Below are 22,754 nucleotides of genomic sequence, written 5' to 3' on the forward strand. Positions count from 1 at the left end.
CAGCGTGTTCGAGCCCATCGCGATCGTCGGCCGCGGGTGCGTCCTCCCGGGCGCGCTCCACCCCGCGGCCCTCTGGGACAACGTGCTCGCCGGCCGGGACCTCCTGTCCGCCGCGCCCGACGGCCGCTGGCGCCTCTCGCGCGAGCGCGCGCTCGCGCAGGAGGGGCCTTCCGCGCGCGGCGCGCGTGACGTGCGCGACGCGAAGGACCGCGCGTGGAGCGACCGCGGCGGCTACGTCGCCGGGTTCGACGAGCACTTCCGCCGCGTGCTCGCCAGCGACCCGTTCCCGCGGCGGGGCGGGCCGCCGGAGTCCCTGCTCGCGCTCGACCCGCTCTTCCAGTGGGTGCTCCACGCGGGCCGCGAGGCGCTGCGCGAGGCGGGGCACGAGGGCCGGTCCGACCGCGCGGGCGCGGTGCTCGGGAACCTCTCGTTCCCGTCGTCGGCGATGTCGGCGTGGGCCGAGTCGACGTGGCTCGGCGATCTCGCCGGCGTCCCGCGGCCCGATCCGCGCAACCGGTTCATGTCGGGGCTACCCGCCCACCTGCTGGCCGACGTGCTCGGCCTCGGGGCCGGGGCGTTCGCGCTCGACGCCGCGTGCGCGTCGTCGCTGTACGCGATCGCGCTCGCCTGCGAGCGGCTGCAGGACCGCGAGGCCGACCGGATGCTCGCGGGCGCGGTGTGCCGCTCGGACGACCTCTTCATGCACATCGGGTTCTGCGCGCTGTCGGCCATGAGCCGCACCGGGCAGAGCCGCCCGTTCTCGTCGGAGGCCGACGGCCTGGTCCCGGCGGAGGGCGCGGCGTTCGTGGTCCTGGAGCGCCTGTCGGACGCGGAGGCCGCGGGCAGGCCGATCCTCGGCGTGATCCGCGGGATCGGCCTGTCGAACGACGGCCGCGGCCGCGGCCTCCTGGCGCCCTCCGTCGAGGGCCAGCTGCGCGCGATGCGGGCCGCCTACGCCATGGCCGGGCTCGATCCCCGCGACGTGTCGCTGCTCGAGTGCCACGCGACGGGCACGCCGCTCGGCGACGCGACGGAGATCGCGACCCTCAAGGAGGTGTTCGGCTCCCGCGAGGTCCCGCTCGGCTCGCTCAAGTCGAACCTCGGTCACCTCGTGACGACGGCCGGCGCTGCCGGGCTCCTCAAGCTGCTCGGCGCGATGGCGGCCGGCGTCCGCCCGCCGACGCTGCACGCCGATCCGCTGAGCGAGGCGGTGGCCTCGAGCCCCTTCCGGGTGCTGCAGCGCGCCGAGCCGTGGGAGGGGCGGCGGCTCGCGGGCCTGTCGGCGTTCGGGTTCGGCGGGAACAACGCCCACCTCCTCGTGGAGGCGTACGAGCCGTCCTCGCCGAGGGGCCGCGCCGCCCACGCCGCGCCGCAGCTCGCCGCAGCGGCCTCGCGCGCCGTCGCGGCCGCGCATTCCGCGCCGGCAGGCCCCCTGGCCGTGGTGGCCATGGGCCTGTGCGTCGGTGAGCTCAGCGGCGTCCGGGCCTTCGCGGAGCCGCTCCTCTCGGGCCGCGGCGCGGATCCCCGCCGGGCGGCCGTCGCGCTGCCCGCGGATCGGCTCCGGTTCCCGCCGCGCGATCTGCAGCAGGCGCTCGCCCAGCAGACGCTGCTGCTCGAGGCGGCGATCGAGGCCACCGAGGGGCTCGCGCTGCCGCGCGATCGCACCGCCGTGCTGATCGGCATGGGCGCCGACACCGAGGTGTGCCGGTACATGACGCGCTGGCGGCTCGCCGAGACGGCGCCGGCGCGGCTCGGTCCGTCGGTCGACGTCGGCGCGCTGAAGGACGCGATCATCCCCGCGCTGCAGGCGGCGGGCGTCGTCGGGAACATGCCCAACATCCCGGCGAACCGGCTGAACAGCCAGCTCGACGTCGGTGGACCGTCGTTCACGATCGCGGCCGAGGAGCTGTCCGGCCCCTGGGCGCTGCGCGTCGCGTCCCGCGCCCTGCGCGCCGGCACGGTGGACGCGGCGATCGTCGGCGCGGTGGATCTCTCGTGCGAGCCCGCCCACGCGGCCGCGCTCGAGGCGCTCGGCGTCCGCCTGCCCCCCGGCGACGCCGCCGTTGTGCTCGTGCTCGAGCGCCTCGACGACGCCGTCCGGCAGCGGCACCCGGTCCTGGCCGTGGTCGTGGACGAGCCGTCCGACCCTGGCCTCGTGCTGTCGTCCACGGATCTCGCGCCGCGGTTCGGCCACGCGCACGCCGCCTCGGGCCTGCTGCACGTGGCCGCCGCGGTGCTCGCCTGCCGTCACGGCCGCAAGCCCGACGGGGCGCCGTGGTCCGACGAGATCCGGGTCGCCGAGGTCCGCTGCGCCGGCCTCGGCGGCGGCTCGCTGTCGGTCCGCATCGGGGCCGGCGGCCCCGCCGCGCCGCTCCCGCCGCCGCGATCGGCGGAGGGGCCGACGCTGACGCTCCCCGCCCACCCGCCGGCGATCGTCGTGCCCGGCGCGGCCTCCTGTTCATCCCCCGGAGACTCCATGGAACCTGCGCCGCCTCTGCCGTCCGCTCTCGACGACCTGCCGCCGCTGTACCCCGGCCCCACGGGGTTCTCTGCCGCCGACGCGGATCGGGCGCCGTCCTGGGACGAGCCGCCGCCGGTCGGGCCGGCGGTCGTCACGGCCGTCGCCGCGGGCCTCACAGAGGAGCCGCCGCCGGTCGGACCGGCCGTCGTCGCGGCCGCTGCCGTGGACATCCCGGGCGACGTGATCGCCGGTGCCGCGGCGTTCACCGTGCAGCTGGCGCAGATCCACAAGGAGTGGGCGGAGCAGCAGGCCCAGGTCCACCGTCGGTTCCTTCAGATGCGGCAGCGCGCGCTGGACTCGCTCGTGCAGGCGTCGTCGGGCGCGGCCGCGGTGGTGGTCGAGGCCCCCTTGGCGCAGGTGCCCCACGCCGCGCCGGTCCGTATCGAGGCGCCGCGCTCCGCCGCTGCGCCGCAGCTCGCCCGCGCTGAGGCGCCGCGTCCGTTCGAGCCGCCGCGCGTCGTTGAACCGCCGCCCGTCGTCGAGCCGCCGCGCCCCTCCGCCGCGCCGTCGGGTGATGGTCAACTTTACCCGGGAAAGATCACAGGGAGACGGGGAGACAGGGAGATTTCCTCCGATTTTTCTCCCCGCCTCCCCGCCTCCCTGTTCAAATTTGACCAGTACCCGCCGTCGCCTGCGCCGCGCCCGTCCGCCCAGCCGGTGCTCTCCGCGGCGCCTTCCGTTGCGCCCCGCGGCCCCCGGTTCAGCCGCGAGCAGCTCGAGCACCTCGCCTCGGGCCGGATCTCCGACGTGTTCGGCCCGCTCTTCGCCCGGCAGGACGCCTATCGCCGCCAGGTGCGCATGCCGATGCCGCCGCTGCTGCTCGCCGATCGGGTCACCGGGATCGACGCCGAGCCCGGCTCGATGAAGCTCGGCACGATGTGGACCGAGACCGACGTGCGGTGGGACTCCTGGTACCTGCACGACGGCGCGATGCCGGCCGGCGTCATGATCGAGAGCGGCCAGGCCGACCTGCTGCTCATCAGCTGGCTCGGCGCGGACTTCGAGAACAAGGGCGAGCGCGTCTACCGCCTGCTCGGCTGCGAGCTCACCTTCTACGGCGGCCTGCCGCGCCCGGGCGACACGCTCGTCTACGACATCCACGTCGACGGGCACGCGAAGCACGGCGACGTCCGCCTGTTCTTCTTCCACTACGACTGCCGGATCGGCGGCGAGCTGCGCCTGAAGACGCGCAAGGGCCAGGCCGGCTTCTTCACCGACGAGGAGCTCGCGAGCTCCGGCGGCGTGCTCTGGGACGCGGACACCGCCGAGCCCGCGACGACCGCCCGCCTCGATCCGCCCCGGATCGCGTGCGGCAAGTCCGCGTTCGACCGGGCCGACCTGCTCGCGTTCGCGGCCGGCGACGGCGCGGCGGCGTTCGGCCCCGGCTTCGATCGTCTGAGCACCCACGTCAGGACGCCGCGGATCAGCGCCCCGCCCATGCTGTTCTTCGATCGCGTCGACGTGTTCGACCCGGCGGGCGGCCCGTGGAAGCGCGGCTATCTCCGCGCCACGCTGCCGATCACGAAGGACGGCTGGTACTTCGAGGGCCACTTCAAGGACGACCCCTGCATGCCGGGGACGCTCATGTTCGAGGGCTGCCTGCAGGCGCTCGCGTTCTACATGGCGGCCATGGGCTTCACGGTGGACGCGGACGGCTTCCGCTTCGAGCCCGTGCCGGAGATCCCGTACCTGCTCCGCTGCCGCGGTCAGGTGGTCCCGACGAGCCGCGTGCTCACGTACGAGGTGTTCGTCGAGGAGGTCCACGACGGCCCGTGTCCGACGGTGTTCGCCGACTTCCTGTGCACGGTCGACGGCCTCAAGGCGTTCCACGCCCGCCGCGTGGGCCTGCGCCTCAGCCCGGACTGGCCGCTGACGAGCGCCCCCGAGCTGCTCGACGGCCACGTCGAGCCGGTGCCGGTCGCGCGCGTCCCCTGGTCCGAGACGGGCGCGCCGCCGCCGGACGGCGCCGCCTCGGCGGGGCACGCGGACGCCGGCGGCTTCCCGTTCGATTACCGGAGCCTGCTCTCGTGCGCCTGGGGCCGGCCGTCGGACGCGTTCGGCCCGCTCTACCGCAGGTTCGACGGGGGCCAGCACGTCGCCCGGCTCCCGGGGCCGCCGTACCACTTCATGAGCCGGGTCCTGTCGGTCTCGCGCCCCATGGCGTCGATGAAGGCCGGCGCCGAGGTCGAGGTCGAGTACGACGTCCCGGAGGACGCGTGGTACTTCGACGAGAACGCGAGCCTCACCATGCCGTTCGCGGTGGTGCTCGAGGCCGCGCTCCAGACGTGCGGCTGGCTCGCGAGCTACGCCGGCTGCGCGCTCTCGACCGACAACGCGCTGTACTTCCGCAACCTCGACGGCAAGGGCACCCTGCACGCCGAGGTCCTGCCGGCGCCGGCGCCGGCAGTGAGCGCGCTGCGCACCCGATCGCGGCTCACGAACATGTCCCGGTCGGGCGGCATGATCATCCTCTCGTTCCGGGTCGAGTGCAGCCTCGGCGGCGCCCGGGTGTACGACCTCGACACGGTGTTCGGCTTCTTCCCGAAGGCCGCGCTCGCGACGCAGATCGGGATCCCGCCGAGGCCCGAGGAGGTCGCCGCGCTCGATGAGCCGTCCGATTTCGAGGTCGATCTCCGCGAGCGCCCCGCGCGGTACTGCGGGGGCAAGCTCGGGCTCGCGCGGCCGTCGCTGCTGATGATCGACCGGATCGACGGCCTGTGGCAGGCCGGCGGCCGGAAGGGGCTCGGCCGGCTCCGCGCGCGGCGGGACGTGCACGCGTCGGAGTGGTTCTTCAAGGCTCATTTCCTGGGTGATCCCGTGCAGCCAGGCTCGCTCGGCATCGAGGCGATGCTGCAGACGATCCAGTTCTGGATGCTGCACCAGGACCTCCACGCGGGCCTCCGCGACCCGCGGTTCGAGCCCGTGATGACGGGGCACGAGCACTCCTGGCGGTACCGGGGCCAGGTGCTGCCGGCCAGCCGGCGGGTGACCGTCGACACCGACATCCTCGAGGTCGGCCGCGACGATCGCGGGCCCTACGTCATCGCCGAGTCCTACCTCTGGGTGGACGGCCTGCGCATCTATGGCGCGACGCTCGGCGTGCGGATCGTCGACGGCGCCTCGCCGCGGGCGCGGCGCGACGTCGGCTTCGACCCGCGCGCGAGCGCGCGCAGCCTCGCCTCGCTCCCGGGCGCCGTGGGCGGGAGCCCGCGCCTGCGCCCGCAGGAGCAGCCCGCGGCGAAGGCCGCGCCGGCGCCGGCGCTCGACGACGTCGAGGAGGTGCTGGACCCGGACGGGTGGGTCGCGGACCACCGCCCCACGTGGACGGTCCCGGCGCTCCCCGGGATGAGCATGGTCGACCGGCTGGCCGGCGCCGCGTTGCGGGCGCGCCCGGGGAGCGTTGTCGTGGCCGTGGAGGACGTGGTGGTGCAGCGCTGGCTGCCCGTGCCGGGGCCGGTGCGCGTCAAGGCCGAGGCGACCGGATCGGGCGACGTCCTCGACGTCCGGCTGCTCGCGTGGCGCGAGGCATCGAACCCGGCGCTCTCGCGGTTCGAGCCCGTGTGCACCGGCCGCGTGCGGGTGGCCCGTGACTACCCGCCGGCCCCGGCGCCGGAGCCGGCGCTCGACGCGCCGGAGGCGGACGATCCGTACGCCGCGGGGACGCTGTTCCACGGCCCTGCGTTCCAGTACCTCACGGCGCTCCGGCTCGGTGCGCGCGGATCGTCGGCGCTGCTGGACCCCGCGAAGGGCTCGGTGCCCCCCGGCACGCTGCACCAGGGCATGCTCGACGCGCTGACCCACACCATCCCGCACGACCGGCTGTCGCTGTGGGATCCAGAGTGCCCGCCCGCCCAGATCGCGTTCCCGTCGCGCATCCCGTCGCTCCGCCTGTACGGGCCGGCGCCCGCGTCGCCGGTGCGCGTCGAGGTGCGTTACGAGGGCCGTGACGATCGCTTCGTCTCGTTCCGGGTGCAGGCCATCGCGCAGGCAGGGGCCGCGGCGGGAGAGCGCGTCTGGCTGGAGCTCCGGCTTGTCGAGGTGCTGCTCCCGCAGGGGCCGATCGGCGGCGCGCCTCCCGGGATCCGCCGGGCGTTCCTGCGCGATCGTGCGCCGGTCGACCTCGCTGTCTCGCGTGTCGACGCGGCGTCGGGCGAGGCGCGCTGCAGCCCCGCCGACGTGCGCACGATGGACTGGATGCCCGGCACCGTGGCGCAGCTCTACGCCGCGTCGGGCGACCTCGTCGAGGCGGCGGCGGTGAAGGATCACGTCGCGCGGCGCGCTGGCGTGCACCCGTCGACCGTGTCCCTCGCCGGCGTCTCCTCGGCGCAGCCGCTCACGCGCTGGCCGTTCGCCGTGGCGCGCGAGGGCTCCGAGGTCGCGGTCCGCGACGCGGGCCCGCCCGTGATCGACATCGCGCCTGTCCGCCGCCACTGGGGCGAGGCCATGGGCATCGGCCGGTGGCCGGCGGAGGACCTGTACTTCGGCCTCATCGAGCGGTTCATCCGCCGGGTGCACGTCGTCGATCCCGAGGCGTTCCGCGCCGTGAAGGGCCGGAGCCTGCTCTACCTCGGCAACCATCAGGTCGGCGTGGAGTCGCTGCTGTTCGGCATCGCCGTGTCCGGCCTGACGGGGGTCTCGACGGTCACGCTGGCCAAGGCCGAGCACCGGACGACGTGGCTCGGCACGATGCTCGCGCACTGCTTCGCGTACCCAGGCGCGCGTGATCCGAAGGTGATCACGTACTTCGATCGCGAGGACAAGGCGTCGCTCGGGACCATCATCGCGGAGCTCGGGGCCGAGATGCAGGGGGCCGGCAAGGGCGTGATGGTGCATGTCGAGGGCACGCGGTCGCTCGAGTGCCGCACGCCGGTGCGCAAGATGAGCGGCTCGTTCATCGACATGGCGCTCGCGGTGGGCGTCCCGGTGGTGCCGGTGCGCTTCTCCGGCGCGCTGCCGCCGGAGCCGCTCGAGCGGCGGCTCGAGTTCCCGCTCGGCATGGGCGTGCAGGACATCTGGATCGGCCGCCCGCTGCTGCCCGAGGAGCTCGCGGGGCTGACCTACAAGGATCGCAAGGACCTCGTGATCAGCGGCATCAACGGGCTCGGCCCGAGCAACGCGGAGGAGCAGCCGTTCCCCGGGGATCCTGCGTTCGCGGCGTCGGTGGACGCCTGGGTGGAGGAGGCGGGCGTCGCGCACGAGGACGCGACGGTCTTCCGGGTGCTGCAGGCGTGCGCCGACCCGACGCCGGAGACGGCGGCGATCCTGGAGGCCGCGCGCACGGGGCGGCTCGTCGCGCCCGACGCGCGGCGGGCGGACTGGCTGCGGAAGCTCGCCGCGCGGCTCCTCGGGAGGCGGCTCGGGGGGTGAGCCGAGTCGGATCTCAGTGCGGCCATCTCTGCGAGCGCGCGACAGCGCGGATTGCTTCGACGAGCTTCGCTTCGAAGAGCTGACGCCGAACAAGCGGTAGAGGCGCTCGGGCTTTCGTCTCATCCCTCCTTCTTCGAGATCCGCCCCAGCGCCAGCTTGGGATCGGCTTCGCGCTCTGGCTCGGCGGGAAGAGCTGATTGCGCGCCGCTGCCGAGCAAGGTCCGGAAGACCTCGCCATCGACCAGCATCCGCGCCTCGGTCTCGACATCGCAGGCGCCGGGAAATATAGCGACAAGGCGAGCGAGGACAGCAGTCGATCGTCTTGCCGGTGTGCCGCCGCGCGACGCGCGGTCGGCAGCAGCGGCTTGTTGGGAGGGAGACAGAGAAAGAGAGATTACACAGGGAGACGGGGAGGCGGGGAGGAGAGAGATATATAGAGACCAGGGTGGAGAGGCGAGAGGTGGGCCGTTCTTCGAGGTTGCTCGCTTGGGGGTTGACGGCTTTCAGATCGCTCGTTTGCGGGGCGGTCCCCGGTGACGTCAATTCGCGCAACCAGAGCTGGTTTTGCGTCGATATATAGGCATGAGCATGGATCCGGCACGGAGTGACAGGGAAACGAGAAGATTGTGGGATCTGTCCGAGCGAGTCATCGGAGCGTGCATCGAGGTGCACCGCCACCTCGGTCCCGGGCTCCTGGAGTCTGCCTACGAAGAATGTTTGTGTCGTGAACTGTCGCTCATGGACTTAGGCTTCGCGAGGCAAAGGCCACTTCCAGTGACCTACAAGGGGGCCACGCTCGAGTGTGGTTATCGACTCGACGTTGTCGTCGAGGAGAAGCTCATCCTGGAGCTCAAGGCCGTCGAACACCTGCTGCCCGTCTATGAAGCTCAGGTGCTCACATACCTGAAGCTGACGCACCTGGACGTCGGGTTGCTCGTCAACTTCAACACGCCGGTGCTCCGTCGCGGGATCCGACGCCTGGTACGCCGCGATGCGGAGGCTGTCCGGTTCTCCCGATGTCGCACCGAAGACGGCCACCCCAGCACCGCCGGCCGCCCCGCATCGATGCCGCCCGAAGCAGTCGGCGCCGAGCCTGATGGCTCGAACGACTGATCCCCATCTCTCGCCTCCCCGCCTCCCCGCCTCCCTGTGAATCTCTCCTTCTTCCTCTCCGCCCAAGCCGGGCCTTTGTAGCTGCCCCACCGTACGCGCGCCGCTCGGTTGCCTCGCGCGCAGCACGGCGGCCCTGGCATCTGGGCGCCTCGCGCGCCCGACGCCCCTCACCATCTGATCGCCGCCGGCTCCGCGACCCAGTTCAGGCTCCCCCCGTTGTAGTCCGGCTCCGGCCGCGTCAGCGCGTACGTCAGCACCACGCCTCCCGTCACCACCGCCGCCGCGCCCGTCCAGAACCACCACCGCGTCCACAGCGACGGCCGCACCGGGATCAGCTTGGCCGTCAGATCCGCCCGCTGCCCCGCGTGCAGATCGAGCGTCGCCGCGTACGTCTCGAACCCGTCCCGCACCACCTCGATCCTGTACTTCCCCGGCGGCCGCTCGAGGTCGATGGGCGCGAGCCCGGCCTCGCGGCCGTCCACGCGCACGAGCGCCTGCGCCGGCTCCGCGCGCACGGCCACGCGCGCGGGGAGGATGTCCAGGTGCAGATCGAGCGTGGCCTTCTCCCCCGGCCGGTAAGTCTTCTGGACGAACGCATCCTGGCGCCCTGGCCGCGCCGCGCGGAAGAGGTGGACCCCGGGATCGAGCTCCACGGTGAAGCTCTTCTCCACCGGCGCCGCCGCGCGCTCGGCCGATCCGGGGAGCGTCACGAAGACCCGGGTCCCGTCGTCGGTCGCCAGCCGGAGCGCGCGCCCGTCGACGGTCAGCGGGGTGCCCGGGGGATCCAGCGTGACCGCCACCCGGACCACGAGCTGATCCAGCTCGGCGACGAACGCCCTCGCGTCGTCGATCTGCGCGGCCGCCAGGCCCTCGGGGGCCGCGAGCACGCGGCGGAAGGTGCGGCGCGCGGCGACGTAGCGGCCCAGGGCGCGCTCGCAGAAGCCGATGTTGTACTGGACGATGGGCGCGTCCCGCGCCGCCGCCGCCTCCTCGAAGGCGGCGAGCGCCTCGCCCCACTGCGCGTCCTTCGATCGCTGCACGCCGAGCAGGAACGCCGCCCTGCCGCGCGCGGTGCGCTCATCGACCGCCGCCGCCTCTGCCGGCGCCGCCGCCGGGGCCGGCGCCTCGGCGCGCGCGCGCCCGGCCGTCGAGAGATCGACCGCCGCCACGACCAGGCCACCCAGGATCCATCGCGTCCGCATCGTACCCCTCGTCCCTGGCCGCGCCCTCAGTCCGTCCCGCCGCAAGCGATCTCGCAGTGGGCAAGCGCGCAAGCGAGCGCGGCGTTGTGGGTCGCCAGCGCGTCCGGGAACATGGAGTCACACTCCATGAGACAGGCCTGGTCCCCGACGTCGCACGGGACCTTGCAGTTGTCCAGCAACGCACACTCGATCTCGTGCTGGCAAGCCGCCATCTCGTCGGCGCAGTGCAGGTTCTGGCACTTGACGCAGGGGTCCAGCGGCTCGTTGCCGCAAGCGTCGTCGTCGAAGCAGAAGTACTGCATACACGCCATCCGGTGGCTGTAGGCGACGTAGCCGGCGGTGTGCGCCTGGTAACACGCGCTCTCGCAGGGCGAGAAGGCCGCGTCATCCGGGTCCTCGGCGCACGCCTTGACGCACGTGACAAGGTCCTGGCAATCCTGGTCGTCTCTGCAAGCCTGGTAGGTCTCGCAGCAGCGCTCGTCCTCGCACTTGTAACAGGTGTTCGGATCCGCCGACGGCGAGCACGTCTGGTTGAAATCCGGGTCTGTCGGGGCGGGGATCTGACCGCAACCGGCGCACGCCGCGCCCGGGCCGGCGAGGCGGCAGTCGATGAAGGCCTGCTTCGCGCTCTGGCCAAGAGAGCCGGTGACGGGCGGGCACGCCTGCTCGCACGCGATGTCCGCGTCCCCACCTGGGCCCAGCGGACAAGCGTCGAGGCAGTCGAGGTAGGCGGCGCAGCCCGGGTCGGCCGCGCACGCGTTCACCTGGGACAAGCACGCTGTCTGCTCCACGCACGTTCCGCACGCGCTCGCGCCGTACGTGGCCTCACCGCCGCCATCACCGTTGCCGCCGCCGGCGCCCGCTCCCGTGCTCGCCGCCGCTCCCGGATCTCCGGACGGGGAATCGCCGTCGCACGCGGGGGAGAGCGCCGCCGCGATGGCTACGAAGAGCGCGGCGAGCACTGGCCGGGTGACCCACGACATACAATCTCCTCGCGAGCGGCAGAGCGATGTTCGGGTGACGAGTGATTCGGATGATTCGGATGAAGAAGCGAAAGAACCCTCTTGGCCTCGCCCCTCCTCGATGATAGCGAGGAGACTACCCCTGGGTCCCGTCGGGCGGCAACGAGAAAGGCGAAAGGCGGCAGGTGGTCGAACCGACACGCGCGCTCTCGATCCTCGCCGTGCTCGCTGCGGCGGGGCTCTCCGGCGCCTGCGGCGAGCGAGAGCGACCGCAGCTCCTCGTCGTCGTGGACACCGACGCGCCGGTCGCCGCGCAGCTCCTGGCAGACCCCGCCATCTCGCCGGAGGCGGTCATCGATACGGTGCGCATCGACGGGTTCGACGGCGCGTGGCGCCCCGGCTGCATCGATGACGTCGACTGCACGGCGAACTTCGTCCTGCCGGACCCTTCGTCCTGGCCGTTCTCCTTCGGGGTGGCCGCGCCGGAGGAGGGGAGCGCCGTGCTCCGCCTGCGCATCCGGGCGTTCCGCGGCGCCGTCGCGACGCGGGGTGAGGACTCCATCGAGGGGAGGGGGTTCTCGACCATCGATCCTCCGCCAGAGGCCGCCATCGACCGGCTGATCGAGGTCGCGCTTCCCGCGTCTGGCGCGGAGACGGTGCAACTCACGCTCTCGGCCGACTGCCTGGGCGTGCCCGCGTCGCTGCGCAAGCCGCCGCACACATGCATCGATGCCTTGAGGCGGACGGCGGCCCCATCGGAGGGTATCCTCGTCGGATCAGGCGCAGAGAGGGGCGCGACGCGCGCCGGCACGTGGCCGCGCGCGCGCGAGATCCCCTGCGGCGCCGCGCCCGAGGGCGCCGATGCCGTCTGCATCCCCGGCGGATTCAGCGTCATCGGCCAGGCCGAGCTCGCCGGCGTCGACGAGCAGAGCTATGTCTCGGTCGTGCCGCCGCGGCCGGTGCATGTGGGACCGTTCTTCATGGACAGGACGGAGTTCACTGTTGGCCGTCTCCGTGCGCTGCTGAACGAGGGGCGCCTCCACGCGGAGGGTGATGACCTCACCGGGCCTGATCCGAGCAGGGCGGGGCTCGCAGACTGCCGCTGGCTGGGCGCCGCCGACGGAGCGAACGATGGATATCCGCTCAACTGCATCTCGTGGCGCCTTGCCCGGGAGGCGTGCAGAGCGAGCGGCGGTGATCTGCCGACGGAGGCGCAGTGGGAGCACGCCGCGCGGGGCCGAGGGCAAGGGCGAATCTATCCCTGGGGTGACGCGTCTCCCGCGTGCTGCACGGCGAGCGCCGGGCGGGGGACGCTGTGCCCTGGCGATCCGGGGCCGGAGGAGGTCGGCTCGCATCGGCCCTCGGCGACGTGCGGTGGCCTGGGCGACAGCTCCAGGGATGGCGTCCTGGATCTCGGCGGGAGCCTGAGCGAGCTGTGCGCCGACAAGCTGGTTCCTTACGGAGAGGGCTGCTGGAGCGCGCCCGGGATCTTCGTCGAGCCCCGCTGCGACGATGAGGCCATCAACGCGCGCGCCGCCCGCGGTGGAGACTGGGCCAGCGGCCCCGCGAACACGAGGCCCGCGTTCCGGAGAGGCGATGTCCTGGACTCGCTTCACGGCTTCCGGTGCGTCTACGCGGGAGGTGCGCCGTGACGGCTCGTGGCCTGTCGACGGCGCTCGCGGCCGCCGGGTTTCTGCTGTCGGCGCTCTCGGCGTGCGAGCCCGAGCCTCGCCAGTGGCTCGTCAGCGTCTCCACGGACGCCCCGGCGCCCCGGTTCGGTGATCACCTGCTGCTCGAGGTGATGGGCGAGGGCGCGATCTGCACCGGGTGCATGCGGCTCATCGGGGTGGATGGGCCGGGCAGCCTGCCCGTCAGCTTCGGCGTGGTCCCGCGGGAGGAAGGCGCCGCCGTGCGGGTCCGCGCGCGGCTCTACCGGGCCGAGCAGGCGGGCCCCGACGGCCTTCCCCGCGGTCCGGCCTTGATCGACGCCGTCGCCAGGCTCCCGCCGCTCGATGGCGAGACACACGTGGCCCTCGATCTGTCCATGCGCTGCTTCGGCGTCCCGAGCCTCCCCGAGCAGCGCGCGACCTGCGACCCGGAGGCGGGCGCGCTCGCGCCGGAGCCGGTGCTCCCGCTGCTCTCCGAGGTCGGGGCCCGGCCCGAGCCCGGCTCCTGGCCGAGCGCGGCCCCGGTACCCTGCCAGGGGCCGGTGCTGGCGGGGATGGTGTGTGTGCCCGGAGGGGTCTTCCTTCTCGGGACGCCGCGACCCGGATACACCATCGATCTCGACGAGCTGAGCCAGCCCGAGCGCCTCGTGCAGCTCGGCGCGTTCGCCCTCGACGCGGACGAGGTGACCGTGGGCGCGGTCCGGGAGCTCGTGGCGACAGGGCAGATCCGATCAGCGCCCGTGGCCAGGGACCTCGACGCGCCGGGGTCGGATCTGGGCGCGTGCACGTATCTCGGCGTGTCCAATGGCGCGAACGACGCGCTGCCCGTCAACTGCGTCACCCACGCGCTGGCGGAGGAGGCCTGTTCCGCGCTGGGGAAGCGGCTCCCCACAGAGGCTGAATGGGAGTACGCGGCCGGCAACCTCGATGACGAGACCGCCTATCCCTGGGGCAACGGCGGCGATCTCTGCGCGATGGCGCTCCTCGGCAGGGGCCGGGGCAGCGGGGAGGTCGACCACGACGCGTTCGAGAGCTCCGGCTGTCGGCCGCTCGACGCGCCGGTGCCCTGGGGGCCTGTCGCCGGAGGCACCCCGAGCGACGTGACCGCCCTTGGCATCCGGAACCTCGCCGGGAGCATGTCCGAGTGGGTGGCCGACACCTTCGCTCCCTACGCCGCGCCTTGCTGGCAGTCGGGCGGGCCGCTCCTCGTCGATCCGGTGTGTCGCGAGCAGGCCCCCGGCGCGGCGCCGGCCTTCTCTTATCGTGGGAGCTCCTGGTCGGGTTACAAGCTGGGGGCCCGGGCCACCGCGCGCAGCCATGAGAGGGCGTCGGCGTTCAACCCGGCCACCGGCTTCCGCTGCGCGCAGCCGATGTGACCGCGCTCCCGCGGATCGGGGCCGCCCCGGGACCGCGAACCGCTGCGGATGGCCGTGAACCACGGTACGCTGCCGCTCGTGTCGGACGATCTCCAGGGCTCCCTCCCGGCCGGCAAGATCATCGCCGGGCGCTTCCGGATCGAGCGCCTCATCGGCCGCGGCGGCATGGGTGATGTGTACGCGGCCAGGAACGTCGGCACCGGGCGCGACGTCGCGCTCAAGATGATCCGCGGCGCCGCCGACGCCGCGCAGACCCGGCGCTTCCTGCGCGAGGCCAAGGCGGCGACCGCGATCCAGCACCCGAACGTGATCGAGGTGCTCGACGTCTTCGAGGAGGAGCACACGCCCGTGATGGTCATGGAGCTGCTCCGCGGCGAGCCGCTCTCCGGGCTGCGCAAGCGCAGGGGCGCCCTGCAGCTGTACGAGGCGGCGCGCCTCCTCGTGCCGGTCGCCTCCGCGCTCCGCGCCGCGCACGAGAAGGGGATCGTGCACCGCGACCTCAAGCCGGACAACATCTTCCTCTCGGAGCCGCAGGCCGGCGGGTGCGTGCCCAAGGTGCTCGACTTCGGGATCGCCAAGGTGCTCGACCCGACCTCCATCAGCTCGGAGACGCAGGGAGGCAACACAAGCACCGGCTCGATCCTCGGGACGCCTCATTACATGTCGTTCGAGCAGGCGATGAGCGAGAAGGACATCGATCATCGCGCGGACATCTGGGCGATCGGCGTCATCCTCTTCGAGGCGCTCACCGGCCGGAGGCCGCTCGAGTTCGAGAACCTCGGCGAGATGTACACGGCGTTCCTGCAGCGCGAGGTGCCGTCGATCCGCTCGGCCGTGCCCGACCTGCCCGCGGACGTCGCCGGGGTGCTCGACCGCTGCCTGCAAAAGCGGCGTGAGGATCGGCTCGACGATCTGGCGCCGCTCGTCGAGGTCCTCGGCCGCTACACCGATCCCACGTCGGCGGGCGCGCTCGCGGGAGGCAAGGTCGTCGGCGCGCTCGCGCCGCTCGCCGCGCCTCCGAGCTCGGGAGCCGTCGCGGCGCCTCCGGCCCTCGCGGCCCCTGGCGGGCGCGCGCGATCGTTGAAGAGGGCGTTCGCGGCCGCGGCGCTCCTCGTGGTGGCGCTCCTCGTGGTGGCGTTCGCGGCGCTCCGCCCCCCGCCGCCGGAAGGGCCTGCCGCTCCGGTCCTCGTTTCGGCGGAAGCGGTGGTGGAGCCGCCGCCCGCGGCGGTCGCGGTGCCTCCGGCCCCAGCATCCATGTCGCGCTCGCCCGCTCCGCCCCTTCCCGCTCGGGACGAGCCTGCGGTCGCAGGCGTCGCGCCGTCCGCCGCGTCGTCATCCAAGCGGCCCTCATCGAGCGCGCTCTCTGGCACGCTGAAGGCGCCGGCGACACCGGCGACGTCGCCGACACCGCCGCCGTCGGCGCCGGCGACGCAAGCGCGGGGGATCGTCGACCAACTCCCGTACTGACGGCGAGCGCGCCCCGCGTTACCCTGCTCCCGCGCCATGGAAGGTCAACGTATCGCCGGGAAGTACCGTCTTGCCCGGCTCCTCGGCAGGGGCGGGATGGGCTCGGTGTGGCTGGCAGAGCACCTGTCGCTGCGCACGCCGGTGGCCATCAAGCTCATCGACGTCGAGGCCGCGAAGAACGCGACCGCCCGGGCGCGATTCGACCGTGAGGCGCAGATCGCCGCGCGGATCCGCAGCGCCCATGTGGTCAAGGTGCTCGATCATGGCCTCACGGACGATGGATTACCGTACATCGCGATGGAGTGTCTGGCAGGCGAGAGCCTGCGCGATCGCCTCTCCGCGCGCCGGCGCCTGACGCCGGCCGAGACGGCGAAGATCGTCTCTCACGTCTGCCGCGCCCTCTCGCGCGCCCACGAGGTCGGGCTCGTCCACCGCGACATCAAGCCCGAGAACCTCTTTATCGCGCGCGAGGATGACGGGGAGATCGTCAAGATCCTCGACTTCGGCGTGGCGAAGGTGACAGACGCGCTCGCCATCACCGGCATGGATCCCACGCGCACGGGGGCGCTCCTCGGGACGCCCTACTACATGAGCCCGGAGCAGGCGAGAGGCCTGAAGAGCGTCGATCACCGGTCCGATCTCTGGTCTTTGGGCGTCGTGGTCTACGAGTGTCTCACGGGGGAACGTCCTTTCACCGCCCCGGCGCTCGGGCCGCTCATCGCCAAGATCCTGGGCGCGCCCCCGCCCGCGCTGACCGCGGCGGCGCCGGACGCCGGCATCCCGGTGGAGGTCGAGGCCTGGATGCGGAAGGCGCTCGCCGTCGAGCCGGACGCGCGCTTCGCCTCGGCCCGGGAGCTCTCCGAGGCGTTCATGGTGGCGTCGGGCGTCGCCGACTCGATGGATCGCGGCTCCTCCGCGGGCCTCCCGGACGGCAAGCCGCCCTCGGCCGTGCGCCCCCCTGCCGGGATGTGGGAGACGGCCGACACGGTGGCCTTGCCCTCGAGCGACGGCCAGGCGCCGGTCGCCGCTGCGCCGCAGCCCCCGGCTGCTGCGCCGCAGCCCCCGGTCGCTCCCCTGTCGTCGGCGACGGGGCCGGGCGCGGTCGCGGCCGCGCGCCCTGTTGCGCCCGCGCGCGGCCTCGTCTGGGCGGTCGTCTTGCTGGCGGTCGCGCTGCTCGCGGTGAGCGGCGTCCTCGCCGCGACGCTCCTGCGCTGACGGCGGTCCGCTGGATGCGGAGCGGCGTGCGACGGCGCGCCGTGCGTCAGCGGCCAGCGTGGCCCGTGGTGTGTGGCGCGCTGCCTTCTTGCTTGATCGCCCGGCGATACGGGAGATACCCTGCGCGCATGCGCCGCCTGGTCCCGTGCGTCCTCCTTCTCTCGTCCTTCGCCCTTGCGTCGGGTTGCGCGACCTACACGCAGGATCTCGATCGCGCCCGCAGCCACTACGAGGCGAACCGGTTCGAGCAGGCGCTGGCGCTGTTCCGGGTGCTCGAGCACGATCAGGACTCGTTCTCGGTCCCGGAGCGGGCGCAGTACGCCTACCTCCGGGGCATGACGGACTACCGCCTGGCCGACCTCGCGCCGCAGGGCACCGGCGTCGCCGATCCGCGCAAGGGCTACCGCGACAACGCGCGCCACTGGCTCGGGCTCGCCGCGGCGACCGAGAAGCAGGCCCCCGGCGGCATCACCAGCGAGCAGAAGAACCGCCTGACCGAGACCCTCGCGGACCTCAACCGCGACGTGTACGGCGGCGCCGAGGCGCTGCCGGAGGGGGGCGCCGCGCCGCAGACCGACGCTCCCGCGTCGCCCGAGGAGCCGCCGTCGGAGTCGGAGCCGTCGGCGCCCACGCTCTGACCGTCGCGCGCTGACGTCCCCGCTCGTCGCGCCTCGCGGGCATCGACTCGGGTGCGCGCATCGCATTGCGTGCGCTTGTCCCCGTCCGCCGTGGCGCTCGGGCGCGCGCGCATCCCAGCGGCGCGCGGAGATCCGTGCGGCGCGCGCAGCGTTCGAGCGGCCCATTGCGTGGGCGCTCGGGATGTCTGGAATAGAGCGGAAAGGGGCGGGGGGTGCGCCGTGTGTGGCGCAGGATCGAGGGTCGGCGAGGGGTCGTTCGCTACGACAACCGCCGGCGCAGGGTTTCGATCTCGTCCTTCGCGGCGAGCTTACGCTTCTTGAGCTGGGCAGCTTCCATTCTCTCCCCCGGTGTCAGGAACGCCCGTCGACCCAGCTGCCTGAGGCGTGAGTCGAGCTCGCGGTGACGCGCTTCCGCCATGCTCAGCCGCTGCTCCGGGCCGATTCCAGTCACCGCGCGAGGAGAGATGATCTGATGCTTCATGTGCCCACCTCCAAGGCCCCACAACGGGGCCGTGATGCCTTCGAGGGCCCACAACAAAAGCCCTCGTTCCGATCGTCGCTGGAGAGGAGAACGCCGCCGACCGAGCTACACGCCGAGACAGCGGCCTGATGAACGAATGCGAGATTACCGCAACATGGCGGATCCATGCAGGCTTTTTGTCGGGCGAGGCCATTCTGCAATTTCACAGAGCAGCCGTTGTAGTCAGGGATTGCCCTACGGCGTACAGCAATCCACCGGTGTCCCGGACGGCCGGGCCGGACTCTCCGTCCATGCACGTTGCGGAACAACCTCGAGCGTCGGGCTATTCTTCCCCGGCAATGTCGAGTTCCTGCGCCACCTCGGTCGCCCTTCTGGCCCTCGCGGTCGTCCTGGGCGGATGCATTTCGGAGGCCAACGTGCCGGCGCCGGCGCGATCGCCGCAGCCGGCCTCGGCGCGCGCGCCGGTCGAGCTCGCACCGGTCGTCGTGTCGCCTTACTCGGACGCCGAGCTCGCGGCGGAGTTCGAGCGGGCGCGCGCGCTGCTCCTGGCCGACAAGGCGCGTGAGGCGGCGCCCCTGTTCGAGCGCCTCGCCCGCCTCGCGCCGGGCGGCGAGGTCGCGCCCCCGAGCCTGTTCAACGCCGGGCTCGCGCACGAGGCGCTCGGCGACCGCGCGCTCGCGGCCGAGCGCTACCGCGATGTCGCGCAGCGCTTCCCGGACCACGCGGTCGCGCGCGGCGCGCTCTTCCGGCTCTCGCGCGCGGCGGCCGCCCTCGAGCGGTGGCCCGAGCTCGTCGAGGTCGCGCGCCGCCTGCTCCGCCTCGGCGATCTGAGCGTGCTGGAGGCGATCGAGGCGCGCGGCGCGCTCGCGCTCGGCCTGGTCGAGCAGGATCTCGTGGAGGAGGCGGCGCGCCAGGTCGCGCTCGCGCGCGATCTCATCGAGGAGCACCGGCTTGGCGAGTCCGGCAAGCCGCCGATCGAGCTCGCGCAGGTGAGCTTCGCGCTCGGCGAGGTGCGGCGGCGCCGGAGCGAGGCGATCACCTTCGTGCCGGTGCCGGCGAACTTCGCCGAGGCGCTCGAGCGCCGCTGCCAGGGGCTGCTCGACGCGCAGAGCGCCTACACCGAGGCCATGCGCAGCCTCGACGCCCACTGGTCGGCGATGGCGGGTTACCGCATCGGACAGCTCTACAAGGAGCTCCACCGCGACGTGATGCAGGTCCCGCCGCCGCGGAGCGCCGACACCCCGAGGGAGAGGCAGCTGTTCGAGGGGGCGATGCGCCTGCGCTACCGCGTGCTCCTGGAGAAGGGGCAGACGATGCTCGCCGGCACCGTGCGCCTCGGTGACCGCACCGGGGAGTCGTCGGCGTGGGTCCTCCGCGCCCGCGACGCGCAGCGCGAGATAGAGCTCGCGCTCGCCGACGAGCAGGCGGCCCTCGCGAGGCTCCCGTTCACCGAGGCCGAGCTCCTCGCGGCGCTCGACGCCCTGAAGACGGCGGCGCCGAAGCGGCCGTGAGCCCCGCGCGGGCGGCGGGGGTGGGGCCCGCGCGGCTCAGTTCAGCGTCGGCGCGCACCCGAAGAGCACGTCGAGCTCCGCGCGCACTTCGTGTTGCACCGTCGTGCAGGACGCGGGGCAGAGGATGATCTTCTTCGGGAGCACATCGTCGTCGTAATACCACCCCGGCCCCGTGCCGCAGTCCGTCGCGTCGTCCGCCTTCGGGACCTCCAGCGGGCTCGCGCCCTCGGGCGCGAACCTGACAGCGACCCGGTTCGTATCGAGGACGGCGCCCGCGGGCGGCGCGGGGATGAGGAGCTCGCACGGGAGCGCCGACGCGCGGATCTCGGCCATCTTCGCGGAGAACGCCGTGATGTCCGCCGTGACGTCGAACGCGCGGATCGTCCCGCCGGCGGCGGCGATCTGGTCCAGGTTGGTGAGCGTCGAGCCTTGCACCGCGACGACGTACGTCTGGACGCCGTTGTAGCGGAGGGCCTTCTGCGCCATCTCCGCGGTGCTCGCGACGGTGTTTCCGGAGCAGCCCGAGGGATCGCCGTCGGTCGCGAGCACGACGATCACCTTGTGGGAAGGGTTCGCGTCCTTGTAGGCGGTCGCGTTCGTGAGCACCCCCTGGAGCGCCGGGCGCATGGGCGTCCCGCCGCCCGGCGAGGTGCTCTGGATCGAGGCGGTGAGCTCCGGCGTGTTCAGCGGCAGCTCGCCGATGGCGACAGCGAGCTCGTCGTAGCTCGTGTGGTTGCAGTCGCTCTGCCCATTGCTGCTCCGCGGGAAGTAGGTCAGCCCCACGTTCATCCCGGCCGAGGCGGCGTCGGTCACGAACGCCGACAGCGCGTTCGTGACGCCGACCCATTTCGAGCCGAGCATGCTGCCTGACCGGTCGAGCAGGATGAGCATATCGAGCGGCACGAGCGTGGCCTCCGCGCTCGCCTGGGCGCAGGAAGACCCCTCCCCGAGGCCGCCCTCGCCGGCGCCGCCGAGCCCTCCCCCCTCGCCGAGCGACGTGTCTCCGCTCGCGCTGCTCACGCCGAAGGAGCCGCCGCTGCCGCTCGCCGCGCCGTCCGGCGGGGGGATCGTCGCGGGCCTCTCGTCCTCGGTGGCCGCGCAGCCGCCCGACTGCGCCGCGATCCCGGCGGCGACGAGGAAAGGGGCAAACACGAAATGACGTCGGAAGGACATCTCTGCGCTCCTCTGAAAATGGGCGCGACGTGGCTCGCTGCCGCGGGGCTCCACGCGCGAAGTGGTCTGTCTATCGAGGGGTGGCCGAGCTCCGAGACGATCTCGTCAGTGTATGCAGTTCTCGATCGAGGCGCGATAGGGGCTCTCCGGTTTGTAAGCCCCGCTCGTGTCGTGCTGTCGTTGCTCTCTCTTCTTTCGTCGCTTGTCGCGGCTCTCGTCGCTTGTCGCAGCTCTCGCGGTCTCTCGCGCGCGCCGGCGCGGCGAGGCTCGGCGTCTTTGCTCGTCGCTGAGCGCGCCGACCGTTCCGGGTGCTCGCGCGCGGGAACATCATGTTTCCTTGCGCAGCCGCGAAGGACGCGTAATTCCCACGAGGTGCGTCACGCTTGCTGGAAAGAGGCGAACATGACTAGGTGGATTCCATGGGTACTTTCCGCTGTCGCCCTGACGGATCTCGGCTGTTCGACTGCGACATCCGCGGGCAGCTCGGGCCCGGCGGGGGCCGGCGGCGCCGCTGGGGCGGCTGTCTCGAGCGGCGGGGGCGGCGCAGGCGGGGACGGCGCGCCGTGCCGGATCGACTGCTCGCTCGTCCCGACCTCGCAATGTGTCATGGCCGTCTGCAACGAGGCGACGCGCGATTGCGAGCTCGTCCCCAGCGCGGGCGGGGAGCCCTGTGACGACAGGGACGCCTGCACGGTCGGCGAGACGTGCGAGGAGGGGGTCTGCCAGGGCGGGGCCCAGGAGGACTGCGGCCTCGCGCCGGACGCCTGTCACGTGGTCACGTGCGTCGACGCGGGCGGCGCGCCTCGCTGCGGGGTGGAGCCGAGGGCGAACGGGGCCCCGTGCGCGACGGAAGACCGCTGTCTCCTCGACGCGGCGTGCCTGGACGGCGCCTGCGTCGGGACGCCGCGGGACTGCTTCTTCTTCCACGTGCCGGACTCCTGTCATGTCGGTGCGTGCGACCCGGCCACCGGTGCGTGCGAGGCGGTTCCGGGGAACGAGGGGGCGCCGTGCGCGGACTCCGGCGATCTCTGCATGGTCGGCAAGACCTGCCAGACCGGCCGCTGCGAGGGGGGCGTCCCGAAGGACTGCAGCGCGCTGAGCGTCGGGTGCAACGATGGCGCCTGTGATCCGGGCTCTGGCAATTGCTATGCTGAGCCGATCGGACCGGGCGGCGCCTGCCTCTCTGGGACCGACGAGTGCAATCGTGGCGTCTGTGACGAGAGCGGCGCCTGTATTTCCATCCCCACCCCGGGGGAGTCGTGCCTCTCGCAGGCGGTCGGTTGCACGCGCGGCGTCTGCAGCGAGGCCGGGGTGTGCACGGCGCGCCCGGTTCCCGACGGCGGGATCTGCGTCGACAGCGACTCGTGCACCGTGGGGGAGTCCTGCCTGGCCGGCGTCTGTCAGGGCGGCGCCGCCGCGGCGGCGCCGGTGGTCTATTTCCGGGATACGTTCGAGAGCGACGGGGCCGGGTGGGAGCTCGGTCCGACCTGGCAGATCGGCGCGGCGAAGGCCTCAACCGGGCAGACTTACGGGCACGCCGATCCGGCGCTCGATCACACGGCGACGTCGGACAACGGGGTGGCCGGCGTGGTCATCGGAGGGAACGCGCCCCTCGGGGTCCACCCGTACTTCTACCTGACGAGCCCGGTCGTCAACGCCGATGTCGCGGGCGGCGTGTACCTGACGTTCTGGCGTCTCCTGAACAGCGATGAGGCGCCTCACATGACGAACCGCGTCGAGGTCTATGACGGCGTCCGCTGGAAGGTGCTCTTCGAGTCGGGCGCGTACCCCGGCGTCCGCGACTCGGCCTGGACGAAGGTCGTCCATGACCTGACACCCTACAAGAACGCCAGCCTGCGCGTCCGCTTCGGCTACGAGATCGGGCGGGAAGCCTTCGTCGATACCGTCTCGAGCTGGAACATCGACGATGTGGAGATCGCGAACGCGGCTTGCCCGTAGAGCCCGCGACGGGGGTGGTGGTCAACTTTGCCCGAGAAAGATCACAGGGAGACGGGGAGACAGGGAGATTTACTAAGTTGGTTCTCCCCGCCTCCCCGTCTC

14 protein-coding genes are annotated in these 22,754 nt (G+C 72.8%); 9 read left to right on the top strand and 5 right to left on the bottom strand.

Annotated features, from left to right (window positions below):
- Positions 1 to 4 precede the first annotated feature (4 nt).
- Positions 5 to 7,888: a beta-ketoacyl synthase N-terminal-like domain-containing protein gene (locus WMF44_RS04560; protein WP_437297895.1), complete on the top strand. Its 7,884-nt coding sequence runs from the start codon at positions 5 to 7 to the stop codon at positions 7,886 to 7,888.
- A 119-nt stretch (positions 7,889 to 8,007) separates the two neighbouring features.
- On the opposite strand, the gene WMF44_RS04565 is transcribed toward WMF44_RS04560, so the two are convergent.
- Positions 8,008 to 8,136 carry a hypothetical protein gene (locus WMF44_RS04565; RefSeq protein ID WP_437297896.1) on the bottom strand — a complete coding sequence of 43 codons (129 nt, stop codon included), beginning with the start codon at positions 8,134 to 8,136 and terminating at the stop codon, positions 8,008 to 8,010.
- A 340-nt stretch (positions 8,137 to 8,476) separates the two neighbouring features.
- Between WMF44_RS04565 and WMF44_RS04570 the strand changes: the two genes are divergently transcribed.
- Positions 8,477 to 9,001 (top strand): GxxExxY protein, encoded by a 525-nt coding sequence (locus WMF44_RS04570; protein WP_437297897.1) that lies wholly within the window; start codon positions 8,477 to 8,479, stop codon positions 8,999 to 9,001.
- Positions 9,002 to 9,168: 167 nt separating this feature from the next.
- Here WMF44_RS04570 and WMF44_RS04575 read toward each other — a convergent pair whose 3' ends face one another.
- Together WMF44_RS04575 and WMF44_RS04580 are read right to left on the bottom strand one after the other, a co-directional pair.
- Complete coding sequence (locus WMF44_RS04575) at positions 9,169 to 10,203, bottom strand: PEGA domain-containing protein (protein ID WP_437297898.1); 1,035 nt, start codon at positions 10,201 to 10,203, stop codon at positions 9,169 to 9,171.
- A 26-nt stretch (positions 10,204 to 10,229) separates the two neighbouring features.
- Positions 10,230 to 11,186: a hypothetical protein gene (locus tag WMF44_RS04580; RefSeq protein ID WP_437297899.1), complete on the bottom strand. Its 957-nt coding sequence runs from the start codon at positions 11,184 to 11,186 to the stop codon at positions 10,230 to 10,232.
- A gap of 164 nt (positions 11,187 to 11,350) precedes the next feature.
- Here WMF44_RS04580 and WMF44_RS04585 point away from each other — a divergent pair, with 164 nt between their 5' ends.
- From WMF44_RS04585 to WMF44_RS04605, 5 genes are all read left to right on the top strand, one after another.
- Positions 11,351 to 12,817 carry a formylglycine-generating enzyme family protein gene (locus WMF44_RS04585; RefSeq protein WP_437297900.1) on the top strand — a complete coding sequence of 489 codons (1,467 nt, stop codon included), beginning with the start codon at positions 11,351 to 11,353 and terminating at the stop codon, positions 12,815 to 12,817.
- On the top strand, positions 12,814 to 14,208 hold the full coding sequence (locus WMF44_RS04590) for a formylglycine-generating enzyme family protein (RefSeq protein WP_437297901.1): 1,395 nt from the start codon (positions 12,814 to 12,816) through the stop codon (positions 14,206 to 14,208). The genes WMF44_RS04585 and WMF44_RS04590 overlap by 4 nt, the downstream gene beginning before the upstream one ends.
- 54 nt (positions 14,209 to 14,262) lie before the next feature.
- Positions 14,263 to 15,675: a serine/threonine-protein kinase gene (locus WMF44_RS04595; RefSeq protein ID WP_437297902.1), complete on the top strand. Its 1,413-nt coding sequence runs from the start codon at positions 14,263 to 14,265 to the stop codon at positions 15,673 to 15,675.
- A gap of 36 nt (positions 15,676 to 15,711) precedes the next feature.
- Positions 15,712 to 16,890: a serine/threonine-protein kinase gene (locus WMF44_RS04600; RefSeq protein WP_437297903.1), complete on the top strand. Its 1,179-nt coding sequence runs from the start codon at positions 15,712 to 15,714 to the stop codon at positions 16,888 to 16,890.
- Between the two features lie 128 nt (positions 16,891 to 17,018).
- On the top strand, positions 17,019 to 17,528 hold the full coding sequence (locus tag WMF44_RS04605; protein ID WP_437297904.1) for a hypothetical protein: 510 nt from the start codon (positions 17,019 to 17,021) through the stop codon (positions 17,526 to 17,528).
- A gap of 259 nt (positions 17,529 to 17,787) precedes the next feature.
- Here WMF44_RS04605 and WMF44_RS04610 read toward each other — a convergent pair whose 3' ends face one another.
- Positions 17,788 to 18,009, bottom strand: a complete 222-nt coding sequence (locus WMF44_RS04610; RefSeq protein WP_437297905.1) for a YdcH family protein — start codon at positions 18,007 to 18,009, stop codon at positions 17,788 to 17,790.
- Positions 18,010 to 18,347: 338 nt separating this feature from the next.
- Between WMF44_RS04610 and WMF44_RS04615 the strand changes: the two genes are divergently transcribed.
- Positions 18,348 to 19,520: a tetratricopeptide repeat protein gene (locus WMF44_RS04615; RefSeq protein ID WP_437297906.1), complete on the top strand. Its 1,173-nt coding sequence runs from the start codon at positions 18,348 to 18,350 to the stop codon at positions 19,518 to 19,520.
- 36 nt (positions 19,521 to 19,556) lie between these two features.
- On the opposite strand, the gene WMF44_RS04620 is transcribed toward WMF44_RS04615, so the two are convergent.
- Complete coding sequence (locus tag WMF44_RS04620) at positions 19,557 to 20,693, bottom strand: vWA domain-containing protein (protein WP_437297907.1); 1,137 nt, start codon at positions 20,691 to 20,693, stop codon at positions 19,557 to 19,559.
- A 606-nt stretch (positions 20,694 to 21,299) separates the two neighbouring features.
- Between WMF44_RS04620 and WMF44_RS04625 the strand changes: the two genes are divergently transcribed.
- Complete coding sequence (locus tag WMF44_RS04625; RefSeq protein WP_437297908.1) at positions 21,300 to 22,652, top strand: hypothetical protein; 1,353 nt, start codon at positions 21,300 to 21,302, stop codon at positions 22,650 to 22,652.
- Positions 22,653 to 22,754 lie beyond the last annotated feature (102 nt).

Origin of the sequence: Sorangium sp. So ce426 (genome assembly GCF_051475585.1) — a bacterium.
In the GTDB taxonomy this organism is placed as follows: Bacteria; Myxococcota_A; Polyangia; order Polyangiales; family Polyangiaceae; genus Sorangium; species Sorangium cellulosum_B.